Genomic DNA, 13,727 nt, shown 5'->3' with positions numbered 1-13,727 from the left:
GATCTTCCGAAGATCCCGCATCAGCCCCAACCGCATGAGCGTCATCACGAAAGCCGTCCTCACCCTGGAGAGGCAACGCTGAAAATGCTCACTGAATCAACCCGCGCTATCGGCGGTATCCACCTTCACGGTGATGGGCCGACGCTTCCGCCTGCTGGGTGCACTGACCAGGGCAGAGAACGGGGTCACCTTGACAGGCTCCTGGGGCTCCTCCTGGGGCCTCTCGGGCACCCCCAGGACTCCTAGTGTCTCTCGCTGCTCCTGGGGGCTCATGCGGGCGAACAGGGCTGCTGCCTGGTGGAGGTCAGACACGGCGGCCCCCTACGCGCTGGCCAGCGACAGCTTGACCGCGAACCCCAGGAACAGCATCCCGGCCACGGAGGTAGCTCCCGCGCTGAGCGCCTTGCGCCTGCGGAACGCCGCTGCCAGCCGGGCACCCGCGAAGATCAGGAACGACAGGTACAACACGCTTGCGGCCTGGGCGAGGAAGCCAAGCAAGATGAAGCCCGGCAGAGGGTTGGATTCTGGAACGAACTGCACGAAGAACGAGATCAGGAACAGGATCGCCTTCGGGTTGAACAGGCTGACCACCAGCGCCCGCCGGTACGGCCGCTCCAGGCCCGCCGGGGTCCCGGCCCCGTCCGCCGCCTCGCCCGTGATCTCGGCCATCCGGCGGTGCCGCTCGCGCCACATGGACACCGCGGCCCGCAGCATCCCGATGGCCATCCAGGTCAGATAGCCCGCACCGGCGAACTTCACGACGGTGAAGAGCACCGGCGTCGTCTGCAGCAGGGACGACGCCCCGAGCGCGGACAGCGTCATCAGCACGGTGTCCCCGGTCCACACACCGGCCGCGGCGACATAGCCGGTCCGCACCCCGCGCCGGGCGGCGACGGACAGCACGTACAGCGAATTCGGACCCGGCAGCAGGACGATGAGCGCGAGACCGGCGAGGTAGGTCGGAAGATCGGTGACACCCAGCATGGGACGGAGTTTCGCACGGGCGCACGACACCACGGAAGCGGGGGTTCCGGTGCGACGGAGGCGGGGGTTCCGGTGCGGCGTCCGCTCGGCCCTCGTCGCCGTCGAGCAGCCGGTCCACCGAGGGCTCCCTCTCCACGCCGGCCTCGTCGGGCGGGGCGAAGGACGTCCCGCGCTTGTGGTGCGCCTTGTCGCTCCTGCGAGTGGCGGACCCGCGCAGGCGCCTCAGAACGCGTCCGCCGGCACGTACGTCCCCCACACCTCCCGGAGCGCGTCGCACACCTCGCCCACCGTGGCGCGGGCCCTGAGCGCGTCCTTCATCGGGTAGAGCACGTTGTCGGCGCCCCCGGCCGCCTTGCGCAGGGCCGCCAGGGCCGCCTCCACCGCGCCCCGGTCCCGTTCGGCGCGGAGCTTCGCCAGCCGGGCCGCCTGCTGGGCCTCGATCGCCGGGTCGACGCGAAGCGGCTCGTACGGCTCCTCCTCGTCGAGCCGGAAGCGGTTGACACCGACGACGACGCGCTCAGCGCTGTCCGTCTCCAGGGCGACGCGGTAGGCGCTGCGCTCGATCTCGTCCTTCTGGAAGCCGCGTTCGATCGCGTGGACGGCGCCGCCCATGTCCTCGATCCTGAGCATCAGTTCCAGGGCCGCGGCCTCGACGTCGTCCGTCATCCTCTCGACGACGTAGCTGCCCGCGAACGGGTCGACGGTGGCCGTCACGTCCGTCTCGTACGCCAGGACCTGCTGAGTGCGCAGGGCGAGGCGGGCGGACTTGTCGGTGGGAAGCGCGATCGCCTCGTCGAAGGAGTTGGTGTGCAGGGACTGCGTGCCTCCCAGGACGGCGGCCAGGCCCTGCACCGCGACGCGCACCAGGTTGACCTCGGGCTGCTGGGCGGTGAGCTGCACCCCGGCGGTCTGGGTGTGGAAACGGAGCATCAGCGACTTCGGGTTCCGCGCGCCGAACTCCTCCTTCATCACCTTCGCCCAGATCCGCCGGGCGGCCCGGAACTTGGCGACCTCCTCCAGGATCGTCGTACGCGAGACGAAGAAGAAGGAGAGCCGGGGGGCGAAGTCGTCGACGTCCATCCCGGCCGCGACGGCGGTACGCACGTACTCGATGCCGTCCGCGAGCGTGAAGGCGATCTCCTGCGCGGGCGAGGCCCCGGCCTCCGCCATGTGGTAGCCGGAGATCGAGATGGTGTTCCACTTGGGAATCTCGGCCCGGCAGTACTTGAAGATGTCGGCGATCAGCCGCAGCGAGGGCGCGGGCGGGAAGATGTACGTACCCCGGGCGATGTACTCCTTGAGCACGTCGTTCTGGATGGTGCCCGTGAGCTGCCGCGCCGGGACGCCCTGCTCCTCGCCCACCAGCTGGTACATCAGCAGGAGCAGCGCGGCGGGGGCGTTGATCGTCATGGACGTGGAGACCTTGTCCAGCGGGATCCCGTCGAACAGCACACGCATGTCGTCGACGGAGTCGATGGCCACCCCGACCTTGCCGACCTCACCGGACGCGATCTCCGCGTCGGAGTCGTGGCCCATCTGGGTGGGCAGGTCGAAGGCGACGGACAGGCCGGTCGTGCCGTTGGCGATGAGCTGCTGGTAGCGGGCGTTGGACTCGGTGGCCGTACCGAAGCCGGCGTACTGGCGCATCGTCCACGGGCGTCCGGTGTACATGGACGGGTACACACCGCGGGTGAAGGGGTAGGCGCCCGGTTCTCCCAGCTTCTCGGCGGGGTCCCATCCGTCGAGCGTGTCCGGTCCGTAGACCGGCTCGATCGGCAGTCCCGATTCCGACTCGCGCGTCATCCGCTGCGCCTCCCGTTGAAGCTGCCCGCTGGTGGTCGGTGGTTCCCGCGACGGACTGTAGCGGCGGGTACGCACCCGCCGGAGGGAGCCGGGCCGGGACCTTGCTCACAGCCCCGATGCCTGGCATCCTCCGGTCCTCGACGCCTCTCTCCCCATCATGCGCAGGATTCGGCAACCGGGCAGAGCGGGAATCCGTCCCATGAGACAACGGGATCCAGGGGGCCGGGATGACACACAGCAGCAGGACCGGGCGCGGCCACGCACACATACGCACCGGCGGGACGGGGCACGGCCACGCGCGCGCGGGCGGCCGGGGGGCGGGCACGGCGTACGCCGCCGTCGCCGTGCTGGCGCTGGTCGCCGTGACCGCGGGCTGCAAGGCCGAGCCCGCCGCCGGCGGACAGGCCGTACCGCCGGCGAGCAGCTCACCCGCCGACGACGCCAAGCCCGGCACGGAAGGACCGGAGACGGCCACGCCGTCCCCGGGCTCCGAGCCGAGCAAGCAGCCGAAGGAGACACCGAAAGCGACACCGACGCCCGACCCGACACCGAAGTCCACGCCGTCGGCCGGTCCCCGGGCCGAGGTGCTGATGGCGAGCGGCTCGCAGGGCAAGCAGGTCCGTGAGCTCCAGGCCCGGCTGCGGCAGATCGGCCACTTCGACCGCAGCCCCACGGGTTACTACGGCTCCGTCACGGTCGCTGCCGTGCAGTCGTTCCAGGGCAAGCGCGGACTGTCCCGTACGGGCCGTGCGGACACGCTCACCTGGCAGAAGCTGCTCGGCATGACGCACGCGCCGACCGCCGCCGAGCTGAACCCGCCGACCACCCGTCCGGTCGCGAAGCCGGACGAGCGCTGTATGAAGGGCCGGGTCATCTGCATCAGCAAGAACAGCCGGTCGCTGTCCTGGATGATCGACGGCAAGGTCGTCTCGTCGATGGACGTGCGGTTCGGCTCGCAGTACACGCCGACCCGCGAAGGCACCTTCTCCGTCTACTGGAAGTCCCGGCACCACGTGTCGACGATCTACCACACGGCCATGCCGTACGCGATGTTCTTCAGCGGCGGCCAGGCGGTGCACTACTCGTCGGACTTCGCGGCCCGGGGTTACAACGGCGCCTCGCACGGCTGCGTCAACGTCAGGGACGAGGGGAAGATCGCCTCGCTGTTCGCCCAGGTCCGCGACGGCGACAAGGTCGTCGTCTACAAGTGAGGCCATGAGTGAGGGGCGCGGGCGGGACCGGGGGAACGTGTCCCGCCCGCGCCATGTGCGCCGAGCCGCAGGTACGGGGGGAACCCCGGCTCCGGGCGCTGCCGATGACCAGTCGGCTCACTCAGTACTGCGCCCCGGGGCCGAGAAACGTCACACCCGGTGGTGGTGGGGCGGTGCGGGGCGTCAGCGCGCGGCGAGGGAGTACACCGGAGCCGGGGTGTGCCAGGACCCGGAGTGCGGGCCGACGGAGGCCGTCGAGGGCTCCGGGGAAGCGGTGGAGAACCTGATCGAGGGCAGGGTTCCCGGGTCGGTGCCGGACCAGCCGTCACCGCCGTCCGGGTCGTCACCGTCGTCGTCGCCGCTGTCGTCGCTGTCGCTGCCGTTGCCGCTCTGGCCGTTGCCGCTCTGGCCGTTGCCGCTCTGGCCGTTGCCGCTCTTTCCGCCGGCCTGGTCGAGGACCGAGTCGCAGAAGCGGCTAAGGTTGCGGGCCCCCTTGGCCAGCGCTTCGAGGCGGCTTCTGCGCTCGTCGTCGAGCTTGCCGTCGCGGTAGTCGCGGCAGGCCTTCAGGGTCTTGGCGTACCAGGCCGCCGTCCTGGCGTCGTCGCCGGACGTCCCGTCGCCGCCCTGCCCGTCCTGGCCGTCCTGGCCGTCCTGGCCCGCCTGGCCGCTCTGGCCCTGTGTCCCGCCGGCACCCTGCGACGAGCTGTTCCCGGCGGCGTCGGACCGGTGGTCGCCGGTGTCCGGTCCGCCGTCGGCGGCCACGCCGCCGGTGCTGCCGCCTCGGTCGGTGCGGCCGTTCTCCGGACCGCCGTTCCTGCCGGAACCCGGCCCGCCCGGCGTCGCGGTGCCGTTGTCCGGCGAACCGGGCGACGGCGCGGACGTCTCGTCGGCGGTGAGGCCGGATCCCAGCTCCTCGGGGGATGCCGCGGCCGACACCGAGGTGGCCGGTGCGGGGGTGTGCCGGCCGAAGGGCGCGGGCAGCACCCCGGACCCGGCGGCCACGGCCACCCCGCCGATCGCGCAGCACGCGAGGGAGGCGACCAGGCCGAAGCGGATCGGCCGGCTCCAGCGCAACGGGCGGGCGCCGCGGGAATCCGCGCCGCCCGACACCGTGGCGGAACCGGCCGGGCGTATGTGTACGGGCGCGAGCATCCCGGAATCCGGCTCGGCGGAGCCGTCCTCCCCGGTCCTGGCCGCCACTGCCGCATCCGCGGGCGTGGAAGCGGCGGCCGTACGGCGGGCGGCACGGAAGGCGGCCAGGGCTGCGGCCTCGCCGGGCAGTTCCCCAGCGGCGGGGCGGACCGTGCGGGCCGCCGCTTCGAGAGCGGCCGCGAGCCTTTCGGCGTCCTGTCGGGACCGGCGGTCGGCAGGATCGACCGGTTCGCGGCGGAGCATTCTCTCCGCCGCTTCCTTGTCAAGCCATTCGTGCTGCTCGTCGGCCATCACATGTCCTTCTGCGTCCACAGACGCGAATGCGTCACACCGGCGGGCGCCACCAGGCCGGTGCGGGAGGGTCGTTGTGCGGGAACGGCACCGAGTTCCACCGTCCGGCCCGCCACGGTGCCCTGCGAGGACTGCGCCGGGGCCGTGCCGTCGGCCGGCCCCCTGGAGGCACCGCCTCCGCCGCCGGATCCGTCACCGCGCGGACGGCTCCCTTCCGCCGTACCGGCCGCCGGCAGACCGCCGTCGCCGTCCGGCAGCCCGGCAGCGTCCGGGGCCTCCGCGCTGTCCGCCCGCAGCAGTTCGGCGAGCCGCTTCAGCCCTCGGTACGCCGCGGTGCGGACCGCGCCGGGCCGCTTGCCCAGTGTCTGCGCCGCGCTCTTCGCGTCGAGTCCGACCACGACACGCAGCACCACGGCCTCGGCCTGGTCCTGCGGCAGCTGGGCGATGAGCGACATCGTGCGTCCGGTGGCCAGGGCCTCGATCGCCTCGTCGGCCGTGTCGGACCCGGCGGGCTTCTCGGACAGTTCCGTCTCGTCGCCGCCGATCGCGGGCCGCCTGCCGCGCATCCGCAGATGGTCCAGGGCCCGGTTGCGCGCTATCCGCGCCGCCCACCCCCGGAACCGGTCGGCGTCACCGCTGAAACGGTCGAGGTCCCTGGCTATCTGCAGCCACGACTCGGACGCCACGTCCTCGGCGTCCAGCTCCCCCACGAGCGTACGTATGTAGCCCAGCAGCCGCGGCTGCACAGCGCGGTACACAGTACGGAAGGCATCCTCGTCCCCGTCCTGCGCCGCGAGCACCGCGGCCGTAAGCCCCGCGTCGTCCCCCAGCACTCCCTCAACCTGTCCTGCTGTCCTGAATCGCAGCTGGTCATCGCTGCCGCGCCACCCTGCGCGACTCAGCACGCTACGTCCTTCGCGGGCATCGCGTCCATGACTTGTACAACCCGCAACATTCCTCGGACACCAGGCGGTGTGACAGAAAACGCGGTCGCGGCGCTGAGATGAGTACGGGGTCGTCCTGCGGCCCCGCGGAAGACGACCGGGGCCTCTCCTGTGGGGGGTGGCGGCCCCGGTCGTCGTTCCATCTACCCCATCCGGCCAGCGAAAACGTGGCCCTCGGACCCTTACGTGGCCGGCGCGTGGCCCACGCATCAGGGCATCCGCCCGATCCGACGGGGATCAGGGCGGCGCACCACCCGATGCGGGCTGTCCGGACCTCTTCTTCAGCTCGCCGGCGACCGTCGTCGCAGGCCGGCGGTGCGGTCGCCGCGTGCCAAGCCGTCTGTCCGTGCAGCGGAGTTCGGGGCTCGCTGCCGGCCGCAACCCGCGTTTGGGAGGACAAGGCGATCCCCCTCGGGGGCAACCGTCCCTCAGAGCTGATGTCCGACGTCACGGCGTCAGGTCGCGGCCCGCGGGCTCCTGGCGTGCGGGCTCCACCTGTGTGCGCGGATCAGTTGCGACCTGTCGACGCGGTCACTCGAACGTGCCCAGCACCTGCGGAAAGTCGCTGGGGATGCCGGGCATGCCGAGGATCAGACGACCGCGTCGGCGAGCATGAAGGCCGCCACCGCCAGCAGGGCGTAGGCGAAGACGCGCTGGAGCGTGTTGCCGCTGAGCCGTTGTGCGTAGCGTTTGCCGTCCCAGGCACCGAGGATCGCGGCGGCGGTGAAGGGCGCGATCACGGCCCAGTCCAGATGGATTCCGGTACCGGTCCGGGCGCCGAGCGCGGCGATCGAGTTGATGGTGATGACCAGCAGGCTGGTGCCGATGGCCCGGCGCATGGGGAGGTTCAGCACCCGCGTCAGGGCCGGCACGGCGAGAAAGCCGCCGCCGACTCCCAGCAGTCCGGTCACGGCGCCGAGCCCGGCACCGGCGGCGCCGGCCCTGGCGGGCCGCACCTCGCCCGTGGCCGCGGCAGGTGCGGGGCGCAGCATGCGCAGTGCGGCGAGTCCCGCGACAACGGCGAAGGCGACGGTCAGCCCGGCCTGGGGCAGATGGCCGGCGGCCGTGCCGGCGAGCATGGCGGGCACGATGCCCGCCGCCGCGAACAGCAGCCCGGTCCGCCAGACCACGTTGCCGTCCCGGGCATGGCCGGCGAGCGCGGTGATCGAGGTCAGGGTGACGATGATCAGGCTGGCGGTCATCGCCTCCGTCGGCGGCATGCCGAGCAGGTAGGTCAGTGCGGGGACCGCCAGGACGCTGCCGCCACCGCCGAGGCCGCCGAGCGCCAGGCCGACGACGGATCCCGCCACGAGCGCGAGGATCAGGGTGGTCATGCCGCCGGTCCCTCGTCGCCGGTTCCGCCGACGAGCGCGTACCCGGCGGCGGTCCACTTCTTCAGGCCGCCCTCGACGTCCACCGCGTCCACGCCGCGCGCACCGAGCACGTCGACGGCCGTCCGTGAGCGGTTCCCGCTACGACAGATCACCACCAGCGGCCGCCCCTGGGCGGCCTTCGGTATGGCAGCACCCGCGACCAGGCCGGACAGGGGTGCGTGCACGGCGCCGGGCGCCCGCCCGGCGTCCCACTCGTCCCGCTCGCGTACGTCCAGCAGGACGGCCGGGGCGTGGGCGCCCTGGGTGCGCCGATGTGCCTCCTCGACGGTGACACGTTTCTTGTCTCGGGAGAACAGGGACATGACGGGGCCTCTCACATGCAGTCGTGCGGGAAACTCGTACGGCCCGTACGTACGGGCCGTACGTACGGGCCGTACGTACGGGCCGTACGTACGGGCCTTACGTACGGGCCTTACGTACGGAAGTCGGGGCGGCCTCCGGGGCTCGGGTGCTCCGGGGCCGCGCGGCATCGGCCGGCCGGCTGCTTCAGCCGGTGACGACGGGCAGGCCGGCAGCGGCGGCGGAGTCGAAGCTGTCGTCGACGGCGACGGCGACGGCGACCACGTCGCGGCCTGCGGCGTCCCACGAAACTGCTCCCTTCCTCGAAATGCCCCCCTGGATGTCCTGTTCAACCAGATATACCCCTGGGGGTATATCTGCCGGGTGCGCCGGGCCGACGCGTGAGGTGACTCTCCCCCCGGGCATGACGCCAGGCGCCTGTTCATTTCCCTGGCGATCCCCGGCGCGGTCCCGCCGGGGCCGGACCTCGGCCGAACGGGACGTCGGCCGAACGGGATCTCAGCAGGACGGGATCTCGGCAGGACGGGACGTCGGCAGGACGGAACCTCGGCGGGACGGGAGAAGGAGTTCACCGTGGTCGCCGGCCCCTCCGGCGATCCTCAGCGGAGCAGCGTCACCGTCGGCCGGAGCGGGTGCGCGACGCTCACGACCGGTCGCGGAGGGAGGCGATGACGCTGCGGACATCCGTGCGCGGTCCGCGGTTGTAGGGCAGCTTGGCGAGCATCATGCCCATGGCGCAGGTGTTGCTGAGCGCGGCGAAGGTCAGCCCTGCGCCGATCGCGGTGCCGATCAGGTGGACGCCGGGGACGAAGAAGCCCACGACGCCGGTGACCAGCACGACCGAACCGGCGACGAGACGGACCTGCCGCTCCAGTTCCCAGCGCTGCGGGCCTCGGTCGACCGGTGCGCCGGACGCCTCCCACGCCATCATGCCGCCGTCCAGGACCCGCAGATCGGGCAGGCCCGCCTCGGCGAGAGCCTCCTCGGCCTGCTTCGCGCGGGCACCGGAGCGGCAGACGAGCACCACGTCCTCGTCCAGGTGCCGGCCCAGCTCCATGCGGTGCTCGTGCAGGATGTCCAGGGGCACGTTGTAGGCGCCGGGGATGTGGCTGGTCCCGAACTCGCCCGACGTACGCACATCCAGCAGACGGGGACCGTTACCGGTCTTGATCAAGTGCTGAAGCGCGGCAGGCGTGAAGGCCGAGGTACGGGAAGCATCGGTGGTCATGAGAAGTACTCCATCGGGAAGACACGAAGACAGAAGACAGGGGGAAGCGGGGAGCCGACGCCCACACGGTGACGGGAGCGCGGTGACGGGAGCGCGGTGACGGGAGCGCGGTGAAGGGTCAGGCGGCGGCGGGCGTGTTCAGCCGAGCCCAGGCCGCCCAGCCGCCGAGTACGTCGGAGACGTCCTCGAAGCCCTGGTGACGCAGCAGGCTCGCCGCGATCGAGGAGCGGTGGCCGCCCGCGCAGTGCAGGACCAGCCTCTTGTCGCGCGGGATCTCGTCGAGGCGGCCCGGCAGTTCGCCCAGGGCGATGTGCAGGGCGCCCTCGATGAACCCGTTCTCGGCCCGCTCACCGCAATTGCGGACGTCAAGGACGACCGGCGGGTTCTCCCCGTCCAGCTCGGCGCGCAGCTGGGCGGCGGTCAGGCGGCGGGCCGGGGCGACCACGTCTGCCATGGCGGCCAGCGCCTCGTCGGTCGAGGCCAGGTACCCGGCGACCTCGTCGAAGCCGATCCGGGCGAGCCGGACGACGATCTCCTCCGCACGGCCCTCGGGCGCCACGACGAGCAGCGCCGCGCCGGTCGGCAGCACGGTGCCGGCCTGCTCGGCGAACCGGCCGTCCGCGGGTACGTTGACCGCGCCGCGCACATGACCGGCGGCGAACTCCTGTGGGTCACGCGCGTCGACCACCACCGCGCCCGCCGCACGCCGAGCCAGGAAGTCCTCCGGGCCCAGCGCCCGCGGCGCGCTCGCCGGGTCGAACAGCTCCCGCTCCCGGCGGTTGAGGTCCGCGTCGTAGGCGAAGTACCCCGGAGCCGCCGACTGCCCGGCGGTCACGAGCGCGACGAAGTCCCGCTCGCTCATCGGCGCGCACGCGTAGTTCGTCGCGCGCTGCTCGCCGATCGTCGACTGACGCTCGGTCGACAGGTTCTTGCCGCACGACGAACCGGCGCCATGGGCGGGAAACACCCGTACCTCGTCGGCCAGCCCCATCAGCTTGTTTTGCACGCTGTCGTGCAGCATCGCGCCCAGTTCGTCGGCGGTCACCCCGACCGAGGCCAGCAGGTCCGGGCGGCCGACATCACCGATGAACAGCGCGTCACCGGTCAGCACGCCGTACGGAACGACGTCCGCGGCGCGCTCGTACACCAGCACACTGATCGACTCCGGCGTGTGGCCCGGCGTCTCCATGATCTTCAACGTCACGTCGCCGAGGCTGATGGTGTCGCCCTCGGCCAGCTCGCGGATCGGGTACTCGGTCTCGGCCCGGCGCCCATAGCCGATCCACGCGCCGGTACGGGCGGCGACCTCCAGGTGACCGGCGACGAAGTCGGCGTGGAAGTGCGTGTTGATGACACCCACCACGGTGAGACCACGGGCCTCGGCATCGTCCAGGTACTCCGAAACGTCCCGGCGCGGGTCCACGATCACGGCTTGGCCGGTGGTCTCGTCGGCGATCACGTACGACGCCTGCGACAGACATTCGAGGTAGTACTGCGAGAAGAACACGGAACCTCCAGAACAGAGCGGGGGTAATACCCTGGGGGGTATTGAAGAGGCCAGGGGGCGGCCCGGCGCCGGGGCGGACACGCGGACGATGCCGGAACGCGGCCTCGGCCCGATGGGGCTCGGCTCACCGGAACGGAGCCCGGCGGAGCCGGTCTCGGCGGCGGCTGCGAACCCCGGAGCCGCAGTGGATACCCCACGGGGTATTACGCATTCGACCGTACGGAGCCGTGTTCGCCTTGTCAAATACCCTAGGGGGTATCGAATCGGGTGGATCGCGTCGCCAAGCGCGCACCAAGGCGCCTACCGCGCAGGCATACGGAAGCCCGGCGACCCGGCACGCCGGGGCAGGGGTCGACGAAGCGCACCCCTAGGGACGGAACCCGGCCCGCGCCGACGCCCTCGGAGTCCTCGACCGGGGAAGGGGCGGCCGCTGCGCCACACCCCCGAACGCGCGCGACACAAGCCGGCAGCCGGTCCGGCCAAAGCCGGGATTAATACCCCAGGGGGTATCGTTGTCCGGGATCGAAGGAGGTTGACATGCAAGTGGACGAAGAATCGATGCAACCCGTCCTGAACCGCCCGCGGCGGGCTCAGGGGCAGCTGGCCGCCGTGATCACGATGATCGAGGCAGGCCGCGACTGCAAGGATGTCGCGACACAGCCGGCCGCCGTCTCCCGCGCCTTGGACCGGGCCGGATTCAAGATCGTCGCCAGCGGAATGAGGCAGTGCCTCGCGGGAGACTCCGACACCCCGCCCATGTCGCAGGAGGAGCTGGAGAAACTCTTCCTGGCTCTGGCGTAACCCCGCGAGGCGCGCGGCGCGCCGAGTCGGCCCCGGGCCGGGCGGGCACCGTTTCTCGGATCTCCCGGCTTGACCCGCGTGCTGCACTCAGAGGGCTGCAGAGACCCTGGGAATCCGGCGCATGCGCGGCAGGACAGGCCGGAGTCGTTCCTGTTGCGGGGCAGGAAGACAGAGAAGGCCGTTGGAGCCGTCGCGGACTCCGGATGCCCTCGGCCTCACGAGGCAGGAGCGCGGAACACCCCAGCTTCGGTCAGCGGCCGTAGCCGCCCCGGCGGATCCGCAATCCGGTCGGCACGCAGATGCCGCCGGCGCCGATTCAGCGCTTCACGTGCCGGCCACGAACACTCCGTTCGTCACTCATCATTCGCGCCGGAGGTAAGGGTCACGCCCCTCACCAGAAGACTCACACCCTCCCCCGACAGCCGAACCAAGGCGCTGTAGGGCGGATAGAGGATGTTCGTGTCCTTTCCATAGCATTTGATCCAATCGAGGCTCAGAATCACCGGGCCCCCTGTCGCACCATCAGCCGGGCGAATCCTGAACGGCCGACCGACGTGCACTTCGCCGCCCACACAGCGAGCAGCACAGGTCGCCGCCCCCGCACCCCTCTCCTCCACCGAGTAGATCTGAAGTTCACCAACAGCATTGCCATACGTGCTTATAAGCCTCTGTCAGGAATTGTCGCACCTGTTCGGGCGAGATCACCTCTTCAGATTCGGCACTCCCGAGGCCCCGGCCCCCAAAGCACGCGCCCCGTCGTCGCGCCTTGCGGCCCGGACGAGCCTTACGGCGTTTCGGGTCGTGTGATGAACTCCAGCGTGTTGCCGTTGAAATGGCCTCCGCAGACCGGGCATTCGTTGCGGAACAAGTGGGCGCGAGAACGCTCGACACTGTTGGAGAACAAGGGAATGGTGGTCTCGAATTCGATCACCCGGAACCGCGCACCGCAGGCTGGGTGCGAGGTGCTGTAAGGCTCGCCGACAATGGCCCCAGCGAAGTCCTCTTCGGTCGCCGTCCCGGCGGCGACCCGCCTGTCGAGAGCCGCCAGGTCGGCTCCGTCGCTCCAGTGCAGGAAATAGCGGAGCAGCGGCCAGCCAGGACGCAGACGAATCAGAATACGGCGCATTCGAGGGTGGTCTGCGAGCAGGCGGTCCTCCAGCTCGTCGAAGCCGGCGATCGGTTCGTCGGCCCCGACCAGCTCTCCTGCCGGGAAGTACTGCGTGTCCCACTTACGAAATCTCATTGTCAGCCCGCCCACGGTTCCACCTTGATCATGTTGGGGATCAGGACTTCACTCTCGCCTGCTCCGGGCAGGCTCTGCCAGATCCCTTCGCTCGGATGGATCATGGCACGGTAGACGGGACCACCATTGGCGAAGTACTTCGCGACCTCCGGGTCCGTTGTGAATGACATCACCGACCGGGGGCCGTACGCCTGCTGCATCTCGGTTCCGAACTCCGAATGGGCATGGGCGAGTGAATCCGGGCTGCCCCATTCCTTGAGCGCTGCGGAATGTGCCTCCTGAGACACGCGAAGCGCATCGTCGACCGAGCTGCCCTCGAAGTACGCGCGCTGGGCCGCCTCGCTCATGAGGTGGCCTGTCTCGTCCACGATGGAGTTCTCCGCCATCCGGTCTGTCCCCCGGTAGACCGGGACCTTCTCCTCCGGGCAGGGGGACAGGCCGAGCGGGTCCGTCCAGCGGTGCGGGTTGACCACGTACGCGACCGGGTTGGGCGCCGGAGCCAGACCCAGGGGGTCCGGGGTGGCGTAGCGGCCGGTTTCGGGGTCGTAGTGGCGGAAGACGTTGTAGTGGAGGCCGGTTTCGGGGTCGTAGTACTGGCCGGGGAAGCGGAGGGGGGTGTACGTGCCGCTGTTCCGGGACCAGGCGGTGGTGCCCCAGAGCGTGGAGCGGGAGCGCCACGCGATGTCTCCGGACTCGTCGATCAGTTCGGCGGGGGTGCCGATGAGGTCGGTGGCGATGGCGAAGAAGCGGCGGTCGATCTCTTCCTGGCCGTCGTCGGCGGTGAGGATGCGTTCGGTCTGGGCCAGGGGCACGTCGTCCCGGTGGTCCCAGGTCAGGACGACGTCGTGCGGGGCGTCCGGTCGGTGGGT

The 13,727-nt window shown here is 70.9% G+C and carries 13 protein-coding genes and 1 pseudogene; 3 read left to right on the top strand and 11 right to left on the bottom strand.

The features are described 5' to 3' along the window. Window positions 1-82: pseudogene (locus tag ACZ4LX_RS36900) on the top strand (IS5/IS1182 family transposase); the annotation flags it as partial. 239 nt (window positions 83-321) lie between these two features. Here ACZ4LX_RS36900 and leuE read toward each other — a convergent pair. Both leuE and ACZ4LX_RS36890 read right to left on the bottom strand, forming a co-directional pair. Then, entirely contained in the window at window positions 322-984 is a 663-nt protein-coding gene (leuE, locus tag ACZ4LX_RS36895; RefSeq protein ID WP_467651497.1) for a leucine efflux protein LeuE, read from the bottom strand. A 222-nt stretch (window positions 985-1,206) separates the two neighbouring features. Continuing rightward, on the bottom strand, window positions 1,207-2,787 hold the full coding sequence (locus ACZ4LX_RS36890) for an acyl-CoA mutase large subunit family protein (protein WP_467651499.1): 1,581 nt from the start codon (window positions 2,785-2,787) through the stop codon (window positions 1,207-1,209). A gap of 227 nt (window positions 2,788-3,014) precedes the next feature. On the opposite strand from ACZ4LX_RS36890, the gene ACZ4LX_RS36885 reads away from it, so the two are divergent. Continuing rightward, entirely contained in the window at window positions 3,015-3,998 is a 984-nt protein-coding gene (locus ACZ4LX_RS36885; RefSeq protein WP_467651501.1) for a L,D-transpeptidase family protein, read from the top strand. Between the two features lie 183 nt (window positions 3,999-4,181). Here the strand turns inward: ACZ4LX_RS36885 and ACZ4LX_RS36880 are convergent, their stop codons facing one another. From ACZ4LX_RS36880 to ACZ4LX_RS36850, 7 genes are all read right to left on the bottom strand, one after another. Next, the gene (locus tag ACZ4LX_RS36880; RefSeq protein ID WP_467651502.1) at window positions 4,182-5,441 is read right to left on the bottom strand and encodes a hypothetical protein; all 1,260 of its coding nucleotides are present in this window, start codon (window positions 5,439-5,441) and stop codon (window positions 4,182-4,184) included. After that, window positions 5,441-6,274: an RNA polymerase sigma factor gene (locus ACZ4LX_RS36875; protein WP_467651518.1), complete on the bottom strand. Its 834-nt coding sequence runs from the start codon at window positions 6,272-6,274 to the stop codon at window positions 5,441-5,443. The genes ACZ4LX_RS36880 and ACZ4LX_RS36875 overlap by 1 nt, the downstream gene beginning before the upstream one ends. Window positions 6,275-6,975: 701 nt before the next feature. Next, on the bottom strand, window positions 6,976-7,719 hold the full coding sequence (locus tag ACZ4LX_RS36870; protein WP_467651503.1) for a sulfite exporter TauE/SafE family protein: 744 nt from the start codon (window positions 7,717-7,719) through the stop codon (window positions 6,976-6,978). After that, window positions 7,716-8,081 (bottom strand): rhodanese-like domain-containing protein, encoded by a 366-nt coding sequence (locus ACZ4LX_RS36865; RefSeq protein WP_467651505.1) that lies wholly within the window; start codon window positions 8,079-8,081, stop codon window positions 7,716-7,718. Before ACZ4LX_RS36865 ends, ACZ4LX_RS36870 begins: the two co-directional genes overlap by 4 nt. A 184-nt stretch (window positions 8,082-8,265) precedes the next feature. Beyond that, window positions 8,266-8,484, bottom strand: a complete 219-nt coding sequence (locus ACZ4LX_RS36860) for a hypothetical protein (RefSeq protein ID WP_467651507.1) — start codon at window positions 8,482-8,484, stop codon at window positions 8,266-8,268. 238 nt (window positions 8,485-8,722) lie between these two features. Beyond that, window positions 8,723-9,307, bottom strand: a complete 585-nt coding sequence (locus ACZ4LX_RS36855; protein ID WP_467651509.1) for a rhodanese-like domain-containing protein — start codon at window positions 9,305-9,307, stop codon at window positions 8,723-8,725. 118 nt (window positions 9,308-9,425) lie between these two features. Next, window positions 9,426-10,814, bottom strand: coding sequence for an MBL fold metallo-hydrolase (locus tag ACZ4LX_RS36850; protein ID WP_467651511.1), 1,389 nt, complete (start codon window positions 10,812-10,814; stop codon window positions 9,426-9,428). 537 nt (window positions 10,815-11,351) lie between these two features. On the opposite strand from ACZ4LX_RS36850, the gene ACZ4LX_RS36845 reads away from it, so the two are divergent. Continuing rightward, window positions 11,352-11,615 carry a metal-sensitive transcriptional regulator gene (locus ACZ4LX_RS36845; RefSeq protein ID WP_467651513.1) on the top strand — a complete coding sequence of 88 codons (264 nt, stop codon included), beginning with the start codon at window positions 11,352-11,354 and terminating at the stop codon, window positions 11,613-11,615. 784 nt (window positions 11,616-12,399) lie between these two features. Here ACZ4LX_RS36845 and ACZ4LX_RS36840 read toward each other — a convergent pair. After that, window positions 12,400-12,873: a hypothetical protein gene (locus ACZ4LX_RS36840; RefSeq protein ID WP_467651514.1), complete on the bottom strand. Its 474-nt coding sequence runs from the start codon at window positions 12,871-12,873 to the stop codon at window positions 12,400-12,402. Beyond that, a partial coding sequence (locus tag ACZ4LX_RS36835) for an RHS repeat domain-containing protein (RefSeq protein WP_467651516.1) occupies window positions 12,861-13,727 on the bottom strand: 867 nt, incomplete at its 5' end. The genes ACZ4LX_RS36835 and ACZ4LX_RS36840, both read right to left, overlap by 13 nt.

This window comes from Streptomyces sp. NPDC026062 (assembly GCF_055568375.1).
This window is presented reverse-complemented; position numbering and strand designations above follow the sequence as displayed.

What these genes read in the sequence shown, in the direction of transcription:
- leuE (WP_467651497.1), bottom strand. Translation starts at nt 984, where the DNA reads ATGCTGGGTGTCACCGATCTTCCGACCTACCTCGCCGGTCTCGCGCTC.
- ACZ4LX_RS36890 (WP_467651499.1), bottom strand. Translation starts at nt 2,787, where the DNA reads ATGACGCGCGAGTCGGAATCGGGACTGCCGATCGAGCCGGTCTACGGA.
- ACZ4LX_RS36885 (WP_467651501.1), top strand. Translation starts at nt 3,015, where the DNA reads ATGACACACAGCAGCAGGACCGGGCGCGGCCACGCACACATACGCACC.
- ACZ4LX_RS36880 (WP_467651502.1), bottom strand. Translation starts at nt 5,441, where the DNA reads ATGGCCGACGAGCAGCACGAATGGCTTGACAAGGAAGCGGCGGAGAGA.
- ACZ4LX_RS36870 (WP_467651503.1), bottom strand. Translation starts at nt 7,719, where the DNA reads ATGACCACCCTGATCCTCGCGCTCGTGGCGGGATCCGTCGTCGGCCTG.
- ACZ4LX_RS36865 (WP_467651505.1), bottom strand. Translation starts at nt 8,081, where the DNA reads ATGTCCCTGTTCTCCCGAGACAAGAAACGTGTCACCGTCGAGGAGGCA.
- ACZ4LX_RS36860 (WP_467651507.1), bottom strand. Translation starts at nt 8,484, where the DNA reads ATGCCCGGGGGGAGAGTCACCTCACGCGTCGGCCCGGCGCACCCGGCA.
- ACZ4LX_RS36855 (WP_467651509.1), bottom strand. Translation starts at nt 9,307, where the DNA reads ATGACCACCGATGCTTCCCGTACCTCGGCCTTCACGCCTGCCGCGCTT.
- ACZ4LX_RS36845 (WP_467651513.1), top strand. Translation starts at nt 11,352, where the DNA reads ATGCAAGTGGACGAAGAATCGATGCAACCCGTCCTGAACCGCCCGCGG.